This is a genomic window from Pseudomonas sp. 1D4 (genome assembly GCF_001728925.1).
Classification (GTDB): domain Bacteria; phylum Pseudomonadota; class Gammaproteobacteria; order Pseudomonadales; family Pseudomonadaceae; genus Metapseudomonas; species Metapseudomonas otitidis.
On record NZ_LXJQ01000041.1, the window covers coordinates 1 to 17212 of the forward strand.

Here is a 17212-nt window from a genome sequence, read left to right on the forward strand (position 1 = left end):
CCACGGTGAGCAGCACCACACCTTGCACAAGGACCGCAAGACCGAACTGAAGCTGGATGACCACCTCACCATCGGCAACGAGCAGCACATCCAACTGGGCAGCGGGCAGTTCATCGAAGCGGGGCAGGAGATCCACTACTACGCCGGCGACAAGGTCGTGATCGACGCCGGCATGGAGCTCACTGCCAGCGGCGGCGGCAGCTTCCTCAAGCTCGACCCCGGCGGTGTCACCTTCAGCGGCGCCAGCATCAACCTGAACTCGGGCGGGGCAGCGGGCCAAGGCAGCGGCGCCGCGCCGATCCTGCCGGGTGACGCCCGGCAGGCTGACCGAAGCCAGGCCGGTGGCGCCTTGGCCAAAGCCCAGCGGCAGTTGGCGATGCAGGCCAGGCAGTTGGCCAGCAGCCGCTGCCCCCTCTGCGAGGCATGCGCTGAAGGCCTCTGCCCGACAACCGGAGGTTTCCAATGAACGTCCTCGCACAGGCGTGGCTGGCTGAACAACACACGGACTCCAGGCACCTGCTACTGATCATCGACACCCTGGCCGAACCCAATCCACTGATCGCCCTGGCCCAAGCCGACCTGCTGCAACGGGCCTTCAACCTCTACCGCCACACCCCCGCCGAAAGCCTGACGGACATAGCGCCCTGGCTCGTGCAACTGACGCCCGAGCAAGAACACGCACCGCTGGTGAGCGAACTGATCGAGCAGCCCAGCTCGAACTGGGGCTGGCTGGCCAGCAGCGACGGCGACCAATTCGACCTGCTGAAAGCCCATTGGCAAGCCCGTGCGCTGTTCGCAGAAGAGGATGGCCAGCGCGCGCTGTATCGCCTGCAAGACAACCGCGTCATCGCGCGCCACTTGAATGCTCTGGAGCCGCAACAGCAGCCTTTGCTGCTGGGCCCCTTGCGCAGCGCGCTGGCCTGGGATGGTGAGGGCTGGCGACGTTTCGACAACCCGGCCCCAGGCAGGTACCCGCTCGAAGCCGGCAGCCCCTGGCTGTCACTGGCTGAACCACAGGCCATTGACCAGGCGCTGACGCTGCACGCCATGAGCGCCTGGCTATGGGAACAACACACCGAAGCCATAGGCCGTATCGCCGAAGAACAGATCGTCGATGAATGGATCAGCGAACACCTGGCACAGCTCGATGCCTGGGGCTGGCACGGTGAAGCCGCCCAGCGCTTCTTCCTCAGCGCCGCCCTCGATCCTCAGTGGCGCGCCGACCCGAGCTGGTCGCCCTTGAGCCACGAGACCGCCGAAGACCACCTGTGGCGCTGCATGAAGCGCTTCCAAGGGCTCTCGCGATGAAAGGCCATGGACTGATCGGCATTACCGTACTGCTGCTCGGTGCCTGCATGAGCCGCTTGTTCTGGGGTGTTTGCTTGCTTGTGTTGGCGAGCGGTTGTGCTCGCCCGAGCACGCCGGACAACACCTTTCGTTTTGAAGGGGCGCTGCCGAAGGATTTCGGCCTGAGGGCTCAGGCGCGTTATGCGCTGCCTGAAGGCTGCGAGGCGCGCTATTGGGATTTGATTCAGGAGTTCGAGGTGCCGCTTGAGCAAGGGGCACCGGCTTACCGTTTCGATATTCCGGTGCACTACCCCGTGGGCGGCTGCCAGGCGCGGTTGGTGAGGGTGGGGCTGCGGATAGACGGCCGCTACGGCCCACTGAAGTGGCAGGAGATCTCGGCGCTTGGAAACCTGCGAGTAGTGGAGCAATTACCAACAGGCGCGCCGAGCTTCGATGCCGCCGGGGTGCTGCATAAGCAGGCCCATTGCGGTTGGTGGTTTCAGTTGAGTTCAGCCGCCTCACGGCGGGGAGAGATTTCCAAACTTCTCAACTGCCCGGGCGCAGGCGCTCACCTACCCGCCAACGGGCTGGTGGGTAAGACCGTGCGCTTGGATGTGGCGTTGGATCGTGAGGAGGAGCCTTACCGCGAGCCCTATTGGCATCGCGTGCCGAACGGTTGGAAGCCTTGCACCGGGCGCTGGGGCACGCCACGGGAAGAGTTGTGCCTGAAGCCCCCGCAATTCATGCCCTTCAAAATGAATGGCCGTACCTGCACGGTTTATCCCTCTTGCACGGAGTAGCGCTTATGAGCCGCTTGTTCTTGGGTGTTTGCTTGCTTTTGCTGGCGAGCGGTTGTGCTCGCCCGAGCGCGCCGGACAACACCTTTCGTTTTGAAGGGGCGCTGCCGAAGGATTTCGGCCTGAGGGCTCAGGCGCGTTATGCGCTGCCTGAAGGCTGCGAGGCGCGCTATTGGGATTTGATTCAGGAGTTCGAGGTGCCGCTTGAGCAAGGGGCACCGGCTTACCGTTTCGATATTCCGGTGCACTACCCCGTGGGCGGCTGCCAGGCGCGGTTGGTGAGGGTGGGGCTCTTTATTCATGGCCGCCACGGCCCGCTGAAGTGGCAGAAGACCTACGACAACGGCAATTTGCAGGTGGTGGAGTCGCTACCGGCAGGCGCACCGGACTTCGATGCTGCCGGGGTGCTGCATAAGCAGGCCCATTGCGGTTGGTGGTTTCAGTTGAGTTCGGCCTCATCGCGGCGGGGAGAGATTGAAAAACTTCTCAACTGTCAGGGCGCAGGCGCTCACCTACCCGCCAGCGGGCTGGTGGGTAAGACCGTGCGCTTGGATGTTGCGTTGGATCGTGAGGAGGAGCCTTCTTACGACCGACGCTGGATCAAAACGCCAGCAGGCTGGAAGCCTTGCCAGGGCACCGAGACCTCTGACCGGTGCCAGACCCCGCCAGTATTCAAGACATTCAAAATGAATGGCCGTACTTGCACGGTTTACCCCTCTTGCACGGAGTAAGAACAATGGAATCGCCGACAAAACCAAGGCTGGTTTGCCCGAAGCGCGGTCACTGGGTGAGTTTCCGCCTGGTGGACGAACACGGGGATGGTGCCCCTTATGCGGGGTTAAGTTACGTCGTCTACGACCAGCAAGGAGAGGCCTACCCCGGCACCTTGGATGCAGAAGGGTTTGCTCGGGTGACAAATTGCTACATCGGCCCGGTGGTTTTGTCGCTTCTCTCCGAATACTCGGGTGGGGAGACGTGGTACGAGCACTTGCAGGACCGTAAGGCCTTCAAGCTCCCCCTCACCGCCCTGCAAGTCGCCGCTGAACAGTCGCCTTTGGGGCCACGCAAGGCCGTTACTGGCCGTACCTATTTGGCGGAGGCCCGCGCTGAGCGTGAGGCGGCGAGCTTCTGGCGGGTGGAGGTCAGCGATTTTGCCGAGGCCAGCGCCCACCTGCCGGACCCGGACCTGGAGTGGGGGCCGCGCCCGTCGGCCAGCCTCAGGCTCAGCGCCGGGGCGGCGGCGACGCGCCTGGGGGTGGGGCTGTTGCCCAACCAGCACCATGTGCTGGAGGTGAAGGCGCTGCGCGCCTACAGCCCACTGCTGTCGCGGGACAAACCCTTCTGCGCGCTGAATGCCTACCACTTGAGCCTGTTGAGCGTGCTGGCCTATGCGCCGTTCAGCCAGGCCAACAGCCCGCGCGGAGGCCTGCCGCCGCCGTACCCAGTAGCGGGCAGCATTGGCCAGGTGCTGCGGGAGCGCTTGGGCCGGGGCCTGTTGCCCAGGCAGTTCAACACGGCCGCCCCCTATCACTTGCTGTGTGAGGAGGTGGCCTACTCCAAGCGCTTGGAGGTGGTGCCCTATGACCCGGCGCGCTATGCCGCCGAGGCAGAGCAGGGTTGGGGCACCCCGGAAGACGTGCACTTTCTCGATCACAAGCCGACTGACACCCAGGCCTTTATCAGCCATAACGAGCGCGTTGTGCTGATCTCTGTGCGCGGAACCCAGGAGCTCATTTACGACGGCCTGAGGGATATGGATGCCCGGCAGGTGTCGTTCGAGGAGGGGGACGGCCAGGTTCACCGGGGCTTCTATGGGGCCTTTCTGGCCGCCAAGGACTTCATTGAGCGCTATCTAAGGGCCTTTTACCTCCCCGAGCACACCCTCATCGTCTGCGGCCATAGCCTGGGTGGGGCAATTGCCTTGCAGGTGGCGGAGTGGCTGCGCCGCGAGTGGTCTCATGACAACACGCTGCTCTACACCTTCGGCTCGCCTCGGGTGGGTGACACCCAATTCGTCAAGGCGGCGCAGGGCTTGGCTCACCACCGCCTGGTCAACCACAACGACCCGGTGCCGGGCGTGCCCTTTACCTGGCTGGATGCGGAGTGGCGCCTGGCGTTGCTGGGCAGCGCGCTGCTGAGCAGTCAGCCGTTCGGGGGCCTGTTGTTGCTGTTGGGCGGGTTGTTGAATTTGCGCGGTGACCCGTATCAGCACCACGGCGAGCAGCGCCATTTCATGCCGCGCCGCGCGGAGGCGGGCAGCGAGGCGGCGATTCTCTGGCAGCCCGGCTGTGAGGCGCTGGATGAACAGGCCTGTTCGCAGTACGCGGGGCACATCGACCTGAAGGGCGACATGCCCGCGCGTGAGAGCCTGGTCAAGCAGGTTCTGTCCGCAGGCGATCACTCGAGCGATTCGGGCTACAGCCGTGCGGCGCTGACCACGCTGCTGCGCTGGAACGCCAGCCTGGAGCGGGATGGCGCGCTGTTTTCGGACGCCGAGCGGCACGACCTGCTTCTACAGGTGCAAGGGGTGCATGAAGAGATGGCCCGTTGGCGGATCAACAGTTTCGTTGCGTTCAAGAGGACGATTCGCAGGGACATACGTTTCTACCGCATGACCGATACGCAACTGTATGAGCTGTATCTGGAGACGAAGAGCCGTGTGCAGAGGGTGAGCCTCGATCAATTGCTCAAGCTGGAGCGGCTGATGCTGCGGCTGCAGGTTCAGTCCCTGCGTGAGATCAAGCCGGCGGATGTGTTTGGCGAGTTCAGCACGCGCGCGGACCTGGCGGAGATCGTCGCCGACTGGCGGGGCCAGGCGGTGAACATCAAGGCTGAACAGTTGGCGAAAACCGGCGGCCCATCCCGGCAACGCTATGGCTGACAGGGCTGCTGAGCACGGGGCTGTTCACCACGGCACCCGAGCCACTCGCTGTCCCAACAGGGCGCAACCTGCACCATCGCCAAACGCCACGCCTGCCGAGTGGTGGGCCTGAACCCACAAAGGGGAGCGCGCTTCGGTGCCGGCTTCCTGCCTGAGCGCGCAGCTCAGTCGTCAACCTGGGCATACCAGGCGCGGATCTGTTCCAGGCTGGCGGTCACCCCGCCGCAGACCACCACCAGTACATCGTCGACATCTTCCAGTGCCGGGCATTCCCCGTAGAGCGCCGCCAAGGCCGCGCCACAGGCCGGCTCCACCAGCAGGCGGTGATCGTCGAGGAAGCGCTCGCAGGCCCGCAGTGCATCGCGGTCGCTGACCTGGTGGCTGCGCACCGGGTGCAGCCGGGCCAGCTCGGCCGCGCGATCGCACACGCGGCGCGCCGCCAGGGAGCCGGCGCAGGTGGCCAGCGTGTCCAGGGTCACCGCCGTGCCAGCCTCCCGTGCGGCGGCGAAGGACGCGGCGCCCCGGGTTTCCACCGCCACCACCGGCACATCGTCCCAGCCGTTGCGGCGCAGGCCCTCCACCACGCCGCTGAACAGGCCGCCGCCGCCCACCGAGAGCACCACGGCGCCGGGCCGGGGGCCCTGGCGCACGGCCTCGTCCACCAGGCTGGCGTGGCCGCTCCAGAGCAGCGGGTCATCGAAGGGGTGGATGAAGGCGTCCTCCGGGCCCACCAGGGACAGCGCCAGCTCGTTGGCCTCGTGCCAGGCGGCGCCGTGCACCCGCAGGTCCGCGCCTTCGCCGCGCAGGGCTTCGCGGGCGCGCTCCGGCGTGTTCTCCGGCACCACCACCGTCACCGGAACGCCCAACTGGCGCCCGGCAAAGGCCATCGCCAGCCCGGCATTGCCGCCGGAGGAGCAGATGAAACGCCGCTTGCCCGCCCGCGCGTGCACCTCACAGGCGGCACCGACGCCACGGATCTTGAACGAACCGGGCGGCTGCAGCGCCTCCAGCTTGAGCCGGACGCGCCGCCCGGCGGCTGCGGAGAGCGGGTGGGAGAGGATCAACGGGGTTTCGATGTGCAAGGCCATGGCAACGCTCGGGCAGAAGGGACCCACCAACGGTGCCGCCCGCCAGCGGGCCGGTCTTGTACGTTATTGCGCTCAGGCTCGGCGACGCAGGGTGCCGAAGCACAGGCGCGCGCCCACGGCGCCTTCGAACTCTTCCGCCAGGGCCCGGCTCAGGGCCCGCACCGCCGGGGCGCCATCCAGCTCGCGGGCCGGCACGCAGAGGGTGAACACATCCCCAAGGGCGCGGTGGGTGAATTGCAGGGCCAGCTCCGCCACGCCGTGGCGGGAGACCTCGCAGCGGTAGTCCGGCAAATGGAGGGTGAACAAGCGGGCTATGTCGTCCTTGGCCAGTTTCATCGGTTCGCTCCCTGCGATCGTTTCAAGTGCCGACCCGGCGGGTCGGGATGCAGAAGCCTAGGCCAGCCGGCCGCAGAAAGTTGTCGGCTGGTTCAAGGAAAACCGCTGGCACTGGTCCGCCGACCAGAAGAGGATCGCCCTGGGCTGGCCCGACCCGCCAGAACGAAGGCCGGCAGCGCATCCAGCTCGCGCTGCAGACCGCACACCGCGTGGGACACCGGGGAAGTGGCCAGTCCCGGTTGGCGGGCGGAAGCGCAGAAGTGCCGGTAATCGACGGTGGCGACGACCCGCTTGAGGGCCAGCGACGTGTCCATGTCAGGTTCCTTGAGTCGGCGTCAGGGGGAAGCAGGCCTCGATGGCCTCGCGGACCAGCGCCACGGCGCGGTCCTCCAGGGCGCGGGGTCGCCAGCCCAGCTCGATGGGGTAGCGCCGCAGCGCCAGCGGGCAGGCCAGCACCTGCAGGCCGCTGACGCGGGCCACCGCTTCGGCGGCATGGGCCGGCACTGTGGCCAGGGCCGGCGTGCCCTTGAGCAGGTAGGGCAAGGCGGCGAAGTGGGTGGTGGAGGCCAGCACCCGGCGGCTGCGCCCGAGGGCGGCCAGGGCTTCGTCGACGATGCCGATGAAGCCGCCGGAGGAAATCAGCAGGTGCGGGCTGGCGACGAAGCGCTCCAGGTCCAGCGCCCCGGCATCGCCGAATCCCTCGGGGTCGACCACGCAGGCGTAGCCGCCCTCCCCCAGCAAGGCGCGGCTCAGGCCCTGGCTGGTGATGCCGCCGGAGGTGATCGCCAGGTCCACCTGGCGCTCCATCAGCGCGGCGTTGACGATCTGGCTGTGGGTCTGGCGGAAGATCAGCCGCAACTGCGGCGCCCGCCGCGCCACCTGGGCCAGCAGCCGGGGTGCGAGGGCAATCTCGAAGTCGTCGGAGAGCCCCACCGCCACCGAGCGTCCGCTGAAGTCGCCGCCCTCCGGGGTCACCAGGTCCAGGCTCTGGCGCACCCGGTCCAGGGCTTCGCTGATCACCGGCTTGAGCTGGTCCGCCAGCAGGGTCGGCGCCAGGCCGCGCCCGGTACGCTGGAACAGCGCATCGCCGTAGAGCAGGCGCAGGCGCCCGAGGGCCGCGCTGACCGCCGACTGGGTCAGCCCCAGGCGCACCGAGGCGCGGCTGGCGCTGCCTTCTTCGTGGAGGGCCTCGAAGACCTTGAGCAGGTTCAGGTCGGCCTGCTCGATATTCATGCGCTTCATATCGATTAGCAGCGAATCGCCATTCATTGCGGGAAGCGGGGCTTATAGCATCCCCGTCATCCCTCACCAAGCAAGGACCCACGCCATGCCCCGCCGCACCGTCGCCGCCCTGCAGATCGGCTCCCTGCCGGAAGGCAAGCAGGCCACGCTGGACCTCATCCTCTCCTACGAACAGGCCATCCGCGACGCCGGCGCCGCCCTGGTGGTGATGCCCGAGGCCCTGCTGGGCGGCTACCCCAAGGGCGAGATATTCGGCACCCGCCTGGGCTATCGCCTGCCGGAGGGGCGCGAGGCCTTCGCCCGCTACCACGCCAACGCCATCGACGTGCCGGGCGCCGAGACCGAGGCCCTGGCCGGCCTCTCCGCCCGCACCGGCGCCAGCCTGGTGCTGGGGGTGATCGAGCGTGCGGGCAGTTCGCTGTACTGCACGGCACTGTTCTTCGAGCCCGGCGAAGGCCTGGTGGCACGGCACCGCAAGCTGATGCCCACGGGCACCGAGCGGCTGATCTGGGCCAAGGGCGACGGCTCCACCCTGCCGGTGGTGGACAGCGCCGCCGGTCGCCTGGGTGCCGCCATCTGCTGGGAGAACCACATGCCGCTGCTGCGCACCGCCATGTACGCCAAGGGCGTGGAGCTGTGGTGCGCACCAACGGTGGACGAGCGGGAGGTGTGGCAATGCTCCATGCGCCACATCGCCCATGAGGGCCGTTGCTTCGTGATCAGCGCCTGCCAGGTGCAGCCCTCGCCCCGTGAGCTGGGCATCGAAGTACCGGGCTGGGATGACGACCGCCCGCTGATCCAGGGCGGCAGCGTGATCGTCGACCCGCTGGGCGAGGTGCTCGCCGGCCCGCTGCGCAACGCCACCGGCCTGCTCTGCGCCGAGGTGGACACCGAGCAGTTGACCCGCGCCCGCTACGACTTCGACGTGGTCGGCCACTACGCCCGCCCCGACGTCTTCGAGCTGCGGGTGGACGAACGCGCCAAGCCCGGCGTGCGCTTCGAACGGGACCAGTGATGCACAGGAGGCGTGCTTGACTCTGTAGCCACTCCAGGCTTGATGATGCCGCCTCCCCCACCTCACAAGGACAGCCCCATGACCCAGCCCCCCACCGCGCTCCCCCGTGCCCGCTGGCTGGAGCGGCGCATCCCGCCGCCGCTGGTGGGGCTGGCCTGCGCCGCGCTGATGTACGGTCTGGCCCAGGTCACGCCGGGCCTGCCCATCGCCCTGCCCCAGGCGCTGCGGCTGCTGCTCGCGCTGCTGGTGCTGGTCGCCGGCGTGGCGGTCTGCCTGGCCGGAGCCCTGGCCTTCCGCCGGGCCCGCACCACGGTCAACCCGATCCACCCGGAACGTACCTCGGCCCTGGTCATCCGTGGCATCTACCACCGCACCCGCAACCCTATGTACCTGGGCTTCGCCCTGATGCTGCTGGGCTGGGGCCTGTGGCTCGCCGCGCCCTTCGCCCTGGCGGGCGTGGTGCTGTTCATGCTGTACATCGAGCGCTACCAGATCCCGCCGGAGGAACGCATGCTCGAACAGCTCTTCGGCGCCGACTACCTGGCCTACCGCGAGCAGGTCCGACGCTGGCTGTAAACCTGGAAAAGGCGCCCGCGAGACGATGGGCGGCATCGCCGGCGCCCCCTGGACCGGCCGCTCGCCACTGCCCGCGCGCGGCCAATGGCGGACATCGACCACTTCGAGCCCAACGACGACCACGCCCACCGCCCGGACGGCCAGGACCACCTCAGCATCAACCTCGGCAGCGACCGCTCAAGCGCGCCGGCGCTGGCCCATCCCCAGGACCTGCTGGCGCACTGCGACCAGTTGTTCTACCAGGCCCGACTCGCCTCCCACGCCTGAAGCGCCCGGTGCCTCAGGTGTGCGACCAGCGCTGGTAGAGCCCCCGCGCGGCGGCATCCAGGGCAAAGCCCAGCACGCCGATCAGCAGCACCATGGCCATCAGCTCCGAGTAGGCCAGGCGGTCGCGGGTATCGAGGATGTAGTAGCCGAGCCCGGCACTGACGCCGAGCATTTCGCAGGGCACCAGCACGATCCAGAGGATGCCGATGGCCAAGCGCACGCCGGTCAGCACATGGCCCAGCACGCCGGGCACGATCACCTTCAGCAGCACCTCCCGGCGGGTGGCGCTCAGGCTGCGGGCCAGTTGCAGCCAGCGCGGGTCCAACTGACGCACCCCGGCCGCTGTGTTGAGCAGGATCGGCCAGACGGCAGCGAAGGCCAGCAGGAAGTAGATGGGCTGGTCGCCCACCCCCATCAGCATCACCGCGATGGGCATCCAGGACAGCGGCGAGATCATCCGCAGGAACTGGAAGGCCGGCGTGGTGGCGGCCTCCAGATTGCGCGAGCTGCCCACCAGCAGCCCCAGGGGCACCCCCACCAGCAGCGCCAGGGACAGCCCGACGAGGATGCGCTTGAGGCTCACCCACACGTGCTCGTACAGCTCGCCACGGTGCAGCAGCTCCTGCAGGCTGGCCAGGGTCTGCTGGGGCGAGAAGCGCGCGGCCAGGCCGTCGTCCGCGCCCCCGGCCGCCACGCCGAGCCACCACAGCAGGCCCAGGACGGCCAGGCCGCCGAAACCAAGGAACAGGCGGTTCAGGTTCAAACGGCGATCTCCTCGGTGCGCTCGAAACCGCCGCCCAGGCCGAACGCTTCCAGCCCGCCGACGCCGGCCAGGGCCGCCCTTACGAAGCGGTCGTCCACCAGGTCGGCGGCGGTGGCCTTGGGGTCGAGCCCGGCGAGGAAGGACTTGTCGCCCTGGATCAGGGTGTCCTTCAGGCGGCTGACCAGCTCCTCGGTGTAGCTGGGGAAGGGATAGGGCTGGAAGTCGATGCGCTGCTCGTCCCACGCGGCATGGCGGATGGCACCGCTCTTCACGTAACCGTCGCGCTCGCCGGCTGCCGGGGCCAGCACCTTGCCCAGCACCTCGGAGGCGTGGGGGGTGTAGCGGTTGGCGCCGTCTTTGGACAAAAGCTTCGCCGCCTCGGCACGGTTCTCGCGGGTCCAGAGCTGCGCCTTGACGATGGCGTTGACCACCTTCTGCGACCACTCGGGGCGGTTGTTCAGGTCGTGCTCGTGCATGAACACCACGCAGCAGGCGTGGTTGCGCCAGACGTCCCCGGTGAAGCGCTGCACCCGGCCGACCTTGAGGTTCTCCGCCAGGGCGTTGAACGGCTCGGCGACGATGTAGCCGTCGATGCGCTTGCTGGCCAGGGCTGGCGGCATGTCCGAGGGCGGCAGCACCACCAGGTTGACCTCGTTGGCGGCCAGGGCCGCGCCCACCGGCTTGCTCACCGGCACCAGGCCGCCGTCGCGCAGCAACTGCTGCACCACCACGTTGTGGATGGAGTACCAGAAGGGAATCGCCACGGTGCGCCCGCCCAACTGGGCCACCTGCTCGATGCCCGGCGCCACGGTGAGGCCGGAGCCGCCGACGTGGTTCCAGGCCACCACCTTGGCTGGCACCTTGCTGCCGTAGCGGGCCCAGACGGTCATCGGCGACAGCAGGTGGATGACGTTCACCTGGCCGGAGATGAAGGCCTCGATCACCTGCGCCCAACTGCGCAGCAGCACCGGGCGCTCGGCCTTGATGCCCTCGGCCTCGAACAGGCCGTTGGCGTGGGCCACCAGCAGCGGCGTGGCGTCGGTGATCGGCAGGTAGCCGATGCGCACCGGCGCGTCGGGCTCGGCGGCCGCGCGGGCCTGCAGGCTGGTGAGCAGCGGCAGCGCGCCGGCGGCGGTCAGCAGCGCGCCGAGCTTGAGGATGTCACGTCGGGAATGAGAGGGATCGTCCAGGCACATCGTGGGCCTCCGTATCAGGGGTTGGGGTTCCGTTTCCGCGGCTGGCCCGCCGTAGGGTCTTGAGGATGTCGACGCGCAAGGCCCCCAATTCCTCCACCCGCTCCGCCCGTGGCTGGGGCAGGTCCGGGGTCCACTCGCCGAGGATCCGCGCCGGGGTGTCGCCCAGTAGCAGGATGCGGTCGGAGAGCAGCAGGGCCTCGTCGATGTCATGGGTGATCAGCACGGCGGCGGTGCGCTGCTCGTGGATCAGTTGCAGCAGCAGTTGCTGCATGTCGGCGCGGGTCACCTCGTCCAACGCGCCGAAGGGTTCGTCCAGCAGCAGCACCTCGGGGCGCCGTGCCAGGCAGCGGGCCAGCGCGGTGCGCTGGGCCATGCCGCCGGAGAGCTGCGCGGGGAAGTGGCCACGGGCATGGGCCAGGCCCACGGCGGCGATGGCCTGCTCCACCCGCGCCTTGCGCTCGGCGGCAGCCAGCTTGGGCTGGCGGGCGAAATCCAGGCCGAAGGCCACGTTCTTCTCCAGGTTCAGCCAGGGCAGCAGGCTGGGGTCCTGGAAGGCCACCGCCACGCGCGGGTGGGGGCCGTCCAGCGGCTCGCCGTGGAGCCGCACCTGCCCGCCGCTGGGCTGCTGCAGGCCCGCCAGCACCCGCAGCAGGCTGGATTTGCCGACGCCGCTGGGGCCGAGGATGGACACCACCTCCCCCGGCGCCAATTGCAGGTCGAAGCGCGCCAGCACCTCCTGGCGCTGGTTGCCGCGCAGGTAGCCGAGGCGGATGCCCTCGGCCGTCAGCAATCCGTCGCTCACGCCACCACCTCGCGAGCCTGGCGGTTCAGTTCGGTACGCAGCTGCACCAGGCTGGGGGTGACGATGGGCACGAAGGCCGACTCCCGCCAGCGCCGCGCGAAGCCCGCACCGTGCTCGCTCAGGTAGGCCTTGCCGCCGCTGGCCTGCAGCTCCAACTGGATGGCATCGGCGACGCTCTCCGCCAGGCCGATGCGCAGGCGGAACTGCGCAGCCGGCTGGGCGAGGAAGCGGCCTTCGTCCAGCCCCTGGTGCAGTTCGCGGGCCAGGGCCTCCAGGCGGTTGCGCTGCGTGCCCAGTTCGGCCTCCAGCAGGGCCCGGCCACCGCCGTCGCCGAGGTGCGCCTTCACCTCGTCCAGGCAGCGCCGCGCCAGGCCGAGGGCCATGCCGCATTGCAGGCCGAGGAAGGCCGGGCGTACCCCCGGAAGGAAACGCCGCGCGTCTTCGTGCAGCAGCCAGGTGCGGTCGAGTTCCACCCCGGCCAGATCGAGGGCGGCAGTGTTGCTGCCCTGCAGGCCGAGCAGGTCGAGGTCGGCGGAACGCGCCAGGCCCGGCAGCCCATCGGGGATCGCCAGGACCAGCGGCGGCTGGCCCTCCCCGGCCTCCACGGCGGCGGCCACCAGGAAACCCTGGCGGCGCAGGTTGGTCACCCAGGGCAGGCGCCCGTCCAGGCGCCAGCCGCGCTCGGTGACCTGGCTGCGCACCTGCAGTGCCTCGACGCCGCTGAGGAACTTCATGGCGTTGGACAGCCCCGTGGCGCCGGCCACGCGGCCAGCCAGCAGGTCGCCCAGCAAGCGCTCGCGCAGCGCCTCGCTGGGGGTGTGCAGCACGTATTCGATGAAAGCCCGCTGCCCCCACAGCACGAAGGCGGCGGTGAGCGAATGGCCAGCCACGGCGGCGACCGTCTCGATGGCGTCGTGCAGGGTGCCGCCATCGCCGCCCAGGGCGCGGTCCACGCCGACCTTAGGCAGGCCGGCCTGGCTGAGCGCGTGCAGCAGGGTGTCGGGGTCGCAGGCGCCGGTGTCGAGCGCCTCGGCCTGGCTGTCGAGCCAGTGGCTCAGGTTGGGGTCCAGAATGTCGATCTCCTGATCATCGGCGTCCGGGGCTCAGGCCCCCGGACGTTGCCAGCGGTACCTGGCCAGCTCGTCATTGAGCGGGGTACGGGCGAAGACGTTGGCGAAGTTGCACAGCGTAGCCAGGCTCACGCCGAGGATTACCTCAAGGGCGTTGCCGTCGGTGAAGCCGGCTGCGCGGAAGGTGGCGAAGTCAGCGTCGCTGACATCGCCCCGTGTAGCGATCACGGCCTGGGTGAAAGCCGCCAGGGCCTCCAGGCGCGCATCGGGCAGGGGCGCCATTTCCCGCAGGGCACTGACCACCTCGGCCGGCAGTTTGGCCTTGTTGGTGGCGACGGCAGTGTGCCCGGCTACGCAGAAATCGCAGCCGTGGCGAGTTGCCGCAACCAGTTGCACCACTTCCCTTTCGGCCAGGTTCAGCTCAGCCTTGCCGTTCAACGCCGAGACGGTGACGTAGGTTTCCAGGGCCGCCGGCGCATTGGCCAGCACCCCCAGCAGGTTGGGGATGAAGCCGGAGTTCTTCAGGGCGTTTTCGAGGAACGGGCGCGCCGCTTCGGGGGCGCTGTCGAGGGTCTGTACGGGCACACGGGACATGGAGTCTTCTCCTGGGTCGGTTCGGGTGCCGAAAAGTCTGTTGGTAATAAGAAACCCGTTCAATATTCTAAAGTCGCTATCACTTGCTCCTGAGTCTTTCCCTTAGATGAATTCATCCAGCCCCCTGGTCGATTGGTTATTAGAGAACCTCGAACTCGACACCAGCCTCTTCCACGTCGGCCGTTATTGCGGCGGCTGGCACGCCAGCACCCAGGGGCTGGCCCGCGCCAGCTTCCACCTGGTGGTGCAGGGGCATTGCTGGCTGCACCTGGACGACGGCAGCGAGGCGCTGCGCCTGGAGAGCGGCGACGCGGTGTTCCTGCTGCGCGACCTGGCCTACCGGCTTTCCGGCGAGGCGGCGGCGGAGGCCGCCCGCGTCCAGCCGAAGGGCACCATGCAGGCCCTGGAGCCGGCCGCCGGGGATGGCGTGGGGCTGGTGTGCGGGTTCTTCCACTTCCGCCAGGGCTTGTCGGCGTTGATCGTCGAGTCGCTGCCGCCGTGGATCGTGCTGCGCAAGGGCGACCCGTCCCTGGCTGCTGCGCGCAGCCTGTTCGAGCTGATCCTGCAGGAGTGCGCGCGCCTTCCGGCGCCCTCGCCGGCCCTGCTGGAGCGCCTCAGCCACCTGCTGTTCCTTTACGTGCTGCGCCAGCAGGTGACGGACAACGCCAGCCTCGGCGGGCTCGCCGCACTGGCGCGCCAAGCGCCGTTCGCCGGGCTGTTGGAACAGTTGATCGCCCAGCCCGGCCGGGCCTGGAGCCTGGAGGAGATGGCGGCCTGCACCGGGCTGTCGCGCTCGGCGTTCTTCAAGCGCTTCCAGGAGCTGGCGGGGGAATCACCGGGCCACGTGCTGCTGGCATTGCGCATGCGCCAGGCGTGTCGCCTGCTGGACAGCGGGCAGAGGGTGGCCGAGGTGGCGGATGCGGTGGGCTACCAGTCAGTGGCGGCCTTCACCCGCGCCTTTCACAAGGTCACCGGGGTGCAGCCGGGGGCGTACCGCAAGTCGTCGGGGCAGCGCGGCTAGGCGACCACCCGGCGGCCGACTGAACCCCCACGCCGGCCCGGCGGCTCTACCGTTCGGCCTGGCCACGCCGAGAGGAGCCGCCTCATGGATCACCCCCTGCACGACCTGCATCCCCTCCTGCAACAGATCGCCCGCCCGCTGTTCGAAGAGGCCGCGCGCCACGGATTCGGCAGGGTGCACGGGGAACATGGATGGGCTCCTTGTGGCCGGCGCGGAGCGGACCAACCCACGGCCGCACCGGTTGGCGGGAATCTGCCAGTTCCGAGCCCGGGCCGTCGGCAAAGTTCGAACTGATTGCGCCACCCCGGCACCACCCGGGCATGGCTCCGGCCCGGCGGGAGCGGCATAATCCCCCGCTCCTTAGTACGGCCGGGTTTCCATGCGCATTCACGTCACCTTCATCGATCGCGTCGGTATCACCCAGGAAGTGCTCGCCCTGCTCGGCGGGCGCAACCTCAACCTGGATGCGGTGGAGATGGTGCCACCGAACGTCTACATCGACGCGCCGACCCTGAGCCCCGAAGTGCTGGACGAGCTGCGCGAGGCCCTGCACAAGGTGCACGGCGTGCAGGACGTGACGGTGGTGGACATCCTCCCCGGCCAGCGCCACCGGCTGCAGCTGGATGCGCTGCTGGCGGCGATGACCGACCCGGTGCTGGCAGTGGACGGCAATGGCCGCGTGCTGCTGGCCAACCCGGCGCTGGTGGCGCTGTACGGCGAGGAACCGGCCGGCATCACCCTGGCCCAACTGTTCGGCGACGCGAGCCTGCACGAAGTGCTGCGCGAGCAGGGCTTCCGCCTGCCGCTGCGGGAAATCCAGCTCAAGGGCCAGGCACTGCTGCTGGACGCGGTGCCGATCAACGAGGGCGAGCGCCTCACCGGGGCGCTGCTGACGCTCTACCTGCCCAACCGCATCGGCGAGCGGCTCTCGGCCCTGCACCACGACCACGCCGAGGGCTTCGACTCGCTGCTGGGCGACTCCCAGCCCATCCGCACCCTCAAGGCCCGCGCCCTGCGGGTGGCGGCCCTGGATGCGCCCCTGCTGATCACCGGCGAGACCGGTACCGGCAAGGAGTTGGTGGCCCGGGCCTGCCACGCCGTCAGCGCCCGGCGCAACCAGCCGTTCCTGGCACTGAACTGCGCGGCCCTGCCGGAGAACCTTGCCGAGAGCGAGCTGTTCGGCTATGCCCCGGGCGCCTTCACCGGTGCCCAGCGCGGCGGCAAGCCGGGGCTGCTGGAACTGGCCAACCAGGGCACGGTGTTCCTCGACGAGATCGGTGAGATGTCGCCCTACCTGCAGGCCAAGCTGCTGCGCTTCCTCAGCGATGGCTGCTTCCGCCGGGTGGGCGGCGACCGCGAGGTGAAAGTGGATGTGCGCATCCTCAGCGCCACCCACCGCAACCTGGAAAAGATGGTGGCCGAGGGCAGCTTCCGCGAGGACCTGTTCTACCGCCTCAACGTGCTCAACCTGGACGTGCCGCCGCTGCGCGAGCGGGAGCAGGACATCCTCCTGTTGGCACGCTTCTTCATGCAGCAAGCCTGCACCCAGATCCAGCGACCGCCGTGCCGGCTGGCACCCGGCACCTACCCTGCGCTGCTGGGCAACCGCTGGCCGGGCAACGTGCGCCAACTGCAGAACGTGATCTTCCGTGCGGCCGCCATCTGCGAGAGCAACATCGTGGAGATCGGCGACCTGGACATCGCCGGCACCGCCGTGGCCCGGCAGAGCGACGGGGAAGTGAACAGCCTGGAAGAAGCCGTGGAGAACTTCGAGCGCGGCCTGCTGGAGAAGCTTTTCACCAGCTACCCCTCCACCCGCCAGTTGGCCGCCCGCCTCAAGACCTCCCACACCGCCATTGCCCATCGTCTGCGCAAGTACGGCATCCCGGGCAAGAACGCATGAGCGACCTTGCGAATCACTCGCAAGTGATTGATTTTAAAATAATAAAACACCACTCAAGAGCGACCTTCGCCTCCTCTGGCGGCCGCCTGCCTGGGGCTGCGAGCGTGCGCCTGACAGCTTCGGGGCGATCGCAGCACTCCAATCAAACAATTCACATCAGATAACAATTCTATCTTATTGTTTTTATTGGAATTTATTTAAATTTTTAAGTGAACGTATCGAATTCGCTACAGCGTATCGAATTCGCAACAAATCCTTTGAAAGCCCCATCACGCCTGGATTGCGCGCACATGGCCGGTCGGTCACCGGGAGAGGCGTAGCGATTTCGCTACACCAAATTCAATAAATCACATCAAAAAAACAACATATCTAAT

At 68.1% G+C, this 17212-nt stretch carries 18 protein-coding genes and 1 pseudogene; 10 read left to right on the forward strand and 9 right to left on the reverse strand.

Going from position 1 to position 17212, the window contains the following annotated elements:
- The 5 genes and pseudogenes from A7D27_RS19295 to A7D27_RS19315 form a co-directional block, all read left to right on the forward strand.
- Nucleotides 1-466, forward strand: a pseudogene (locus tag A7D27_RS19295) (type VI secretion system tip protein VgrG); the annotation flags it as partial.
- Nucleotides 463-1308: a DUF4123 domain-containing protein gene (locus A7D27_RS19300; RefSeq protein WP_069565788.1), complete on the forward strand. Its 846-nt coding sequence runs from the start codon at nt 463-465 to the stop codon at nt 1306-1308. The pseudogene A7D27_RS19295 and the gene A7D27_RS19300, both read left to right, overlap by 4 nt.
- Nucleotides 1305-2087 (forward strand): hypothetical protein, encoded by a 783-nt coding sequence (locus tag A7D27_RS19305; protein ID WP_256557191.1) that lies wholly within the window; start codon nt 1305-1307, stop codon nt 2085-2087. Before A7D27_RS19300 ends, A7D27_RS19305 begins: the two co-directional genes overlap by 4 nt.
- Nucleotides 2088-2092: 5 nt before the next feature.
- Nucleotides 2093-2815 (forward strand): hypothetical protein, encoded by a 723-nt coding sequence (locus A7D27_RS19310; RefSeq protein WP_069565789.1) that lies wholly within the window; start codon nt 2093-2095, stop codon nt 2813-2815.
- Between the two features lie 5 nt (nt 2816-2820).
- A complete protein-coding gene (locus A7D27_RS19315; protein ID WP_170832308.1) occupies nt 2821-4965 on the forward strand; it encodes a lipase family protein in 2145 nt (714 codons plus the stop codon).
- 164 nt (nt 4966-5129) lie between these two features.
- On the opposite strand, the gene A7D27_RS19320 is transcribed toward A7D27_RS19315, so the two are convergent.
- From A7D27_RS19320 to A7D27_RS19335, 4 genes are all read right to left on the reverse strand, one after another.
- Complete coding sequence (locus A7D27_RS19320) at nt 5130-6053, reverse strand: pyridoxal-phosphate dependent enzyme (protein ID WP_069565790.1); 924 nt, start codon at nt 6051-6053, stop codon at nt 5130-5132.
- Nucleotides 6054-6125: 72 nt separating this feature from the next.
- Nucleotides 6126-6389, reverse strand: a complete 264-nt coding sequence (locus tag A7D27_RS19325; RefSeq protein ID WP_069565791.1) for a hypothetical protein — start codon at nt 6387-6389, stop codon at nt 6126-6128.
- Nucleotides 6390-6481: 92 nt separating this feature from the next.
- A complete protein-coding gene (locus tag A7D27_RS19330; protein WP_069565792.1) occupies nt 6482-6703 on the reverse strand; it encodes a hypothetical protein in 222 nt (73 codons plus the stop codon).
- A 1-nt stretch (nt 6704) separates the two neighbouring features.
- On the reverse strand, nt 6705-7631 hold the full coding sequence (locus A7D27_RS19335) for a LysR family transcriptional regulator (protein ID WP_069565793.1): 927 nt from the start codon (nt 7629-7631) through the stop codon (nt 6705-6707).
- Between the two features lie 85 nt (nt 7632-7716).
- Between A7D27_RS19335 and A7D27_RS19340 the strand changes: the two genes are divergently transcribed.
- From A7D27_RS19340 to A7D27_RS19350, 3 genes are all read left to right on the forward strand, one after another.
- Nucleotides 7717-8646 carry a carbon-nitrogen hydrolase family protein gene (locus A7D27_RS19340; RefSeq protein ID WP_069565794.1) on the forward strand — a complete coding sequence of 310 codons (930 nt, stop codon included), beginning with the start codon at nt 7717-7719 and terminating at the stop codon, nt 8644-8646.
- 78 nt (nt 8647-8724) lie between these two features.
- Complete coding sequence (locus A7D27_RS19345; protein WP_069565795.1) at nt 8725-9222, forward strand: isoprenylcysteine carboxylmethyltransferase family protein; 498 nt, start codon at nt 8725-8727, stop codon at nt 9220-9222.
- An 84-nt stretch (nt 9223-9306) separates the two neighbouring features.
- Nucleotides 9307-9489, forward strand: coding sequence for a hypothetical protein (locus A7D27_RS19350; RefSeq protein ID WP_069565796.1), 183 nt, complete (start codon nt 9307-9309; stop codon nt 9487-9489).
- A gap of 13 nt (nt 9490-9502) precedes the next feature.
- On the opposite strand, the gene A7D27_RS19355 is transcribed toward A7D27_RS19350, so the two are convergent.
- Genes A7D27_RS19355 through A7D27_RS19375 form a run of 5 tightly spaced genes read right to left on the reverse strand, consistent with a single transcriptional unit; the run spans nt 9503 to nt 13914 of the window.
- The gene (locus tag A7D27_RS19355) at nt 9503-10252 is read right to left on the reverse strand and encodes an ABC transporter permease (RefSeq protein ID WP_069562746.1); all 750 of its coding nucleotides are present in this window, start codon (nt 10250-10252) and stop codon (nt 9503-9505) included.
- Nucleotides 10249-11448, reverse strand: coding sequence for an ABC transporter substrate-binding protein (locus A7D27_RS19360; protein ID WP_069565797.1), 1200 nt, complete (start codon nt 11446-11448; stop codon nt 10249-10251). Before A7D27_RS19360 ends, A7D27_RS19355 begins: the two co-directional genes overlap by 4 nt.
- Nucleotides 11414-12250 (reverse strand): ABC transporter ATP-binding protein, encoded by an 837-nt coding sequence (locus A7D27_RS19365; protein WP_069565798.1) that lies wholly within the window; start codon nt 12248-12250, stop codon nt 11414-11416. Before A7D27_RS19365 ends, A7D27_RS19360 begins: the two co-directional genes overlap by 35 nt.
- On the reverse strand, nt 12247-13323 hold the full coding sequence (locus A7D27_RS19370) for an acyl-CoA dehydrogenase family protein (protein WP_069565799.1): 1077 nt from the start codon (nt 13321-13323) through the stop codon (nt 12247-12249). Before A7D27_RS19370 ends, A7D27_RS19365 begins: the two co-directional genes overlap by 4 nt.
- Before the next feature lie 30 nt (nt 13324-13353).
- Complete coding sequence (locus A7D27_RS19375; RefSeq protein WP_069565800.1) at nt 13354-13914, reverse strand: carboxymuconolactone decarboxylase family protein; 561 nt, start codon at nt 13912-13914, stop codon at nt 13354-13356.
- A gap of 106 nt (nt 13915-14020) precedes the next feature.
- On the opposite strand from A7D27_RS19375, the gene A7D27_RS19380 reads away from it, so the two are divergent.
- Both A7D27_RS19380 and A7D27_RS19385 read left to right on the forward strand, forming a co-directional pair.
- On the forward strand, nt 14021-14935 hold the full coding sequence (locus tag A7D27_RS19380) for an AraC family transcriptional regulator (RefSeq protein WP_069560426.1): 915 nt from the start codon (nt 14021-14023) through the stop codon (nt 14933-14935).
- Nucleotides 14936-15314: 379 nt separating this feature from the next.
- The gene (locus tag A7D27_RS19385) at nt 15315-16838 is read left to right on the forward strand and encodes a sigma-54-dependent transcriptional regulator (RefSeq protein WP_069565801.1); all 1524 of its coding nucleotides are present in this window, start codon (nt 15315-15317) and stop codon (nt 16836-16838) included.
- Nucleotides 16839-17212: the final 374 nt, after the last annotated feature.

What these genes read in the sequence shown, in the direction of transcription:
- A7D27_RS19300 (WP_069565788.1), top strand. Translation starts at nt 463, where the DNA reads ATGAACGTCCTCGCACAGGCGTGGCTGGCTGAACAACACACGGACTCC.
- A7D27_RS19305 (WP_256557191.1), top strand. Translation starts at nt 1,305, where the DNA reads ATGAAAGGCCATGGACTGATCGGCATTACCGTACTGCTGCTCGGTGCC.
- A7D27_RS19310 (WP_069565789.1), top strand. Translation starts at nt 2,093, where the DNA reads ATGAGCCGCTTGTTCTTGGGTGTTTGCTTGCTTTTGCTGGCGAGCGGT.
- A7D27_RS19315 (WP_170832308.1), top strand. Translation starts at nt 2,821, where the DNA reads ATGGAATCGCCGACAAAACCAAGGCTGGTTTGCCCGAAGCGCGGTCAC.
- A7D27_RS19320 (WP_069565790.1), bottom strand. Translation starts at nt 6,053, where the DNA reads ATGGCCTTGCACATCGAAACCCCGTTGATCCTCTCCCACCCGCTCTCC.
- A7D27_RS19325 (WP_069565791.1), bottom strand. Translation starts at nt 6,389, where the DNA reads ATGAAACTGGCCAAGGACGACATAGCCCGCTTGTTCACCCTCCATTTG.
- A7D27_RS19330 (WP_069565792.1), bottom strand. Translation starts at nt 6,703, where the DNA reads ATGGACACGTCGCTGGCCCTCAAGCGGGTCGTCGCCACCGTCGATTAC.
- A7D27_RS19335 (WP_069565793.1), bottom strand. Translation starts at nt 7,631, where the DNA reads ATGAAGCGCATGAATATCGAGCAGGCCGACCTGAACCTGCTCAAGGTC.
- A7D27_RS19340 (WP_069565794.1), top strand. Translation starts at nt 7,717, where the DNA reads ATGCCCCGCCGCACCGTCGCCGCCCTGCAGATCGGCTCCCTGCCGGAA.
- A7D27_RS19345 (WP_069565795.1), top strand. Translation starts at nt 8,725, where the DNA reads ATGACCCAGCCCCCCACCGCGCTCCCCCGTGCCCGCTGGCTGGAGCGG.
- A7D27_RS19350 (WP_069565796.1), top strand. Translation starts at nt 9,307, where the DNA reads ATGGCGGACATCGACCACTTCGAGCCCAACGACGACCACGCCCACCGC.
- A7D27_RS19360 (WP_069565797.1), bottom strand. Translation starts at nt 11,448, where the DNA reads ATGTGCCTGGACGATCCCTCTCATTCCCGACGTGACATCCTCAAGCTC.
- A7D27_RS19375 (WP_069565800.1), bottom strand. Translation starts at nt 13,914, where the DNA reads ATGTCCCGTGTGCCCGTACAGACCCTCGACAGCGCCCCCGAAGCGGCG.
- A7D27_RS19380 (WP_069560426.1), top strand. Translation starts at nt 14,021, where the DNA reads ATGAATTCATCCAGCCCCCTGGTCGATTGGTTATTAGAGAACCTCGAA.
- A7D27_RS19385 (WP_069565801.1), top strand. Translation starts at nt 15,315, where the DNA reads ATGCGCATTCACGTCACCTTCATCGATCGCGTCGGTATCACCCAGGAA.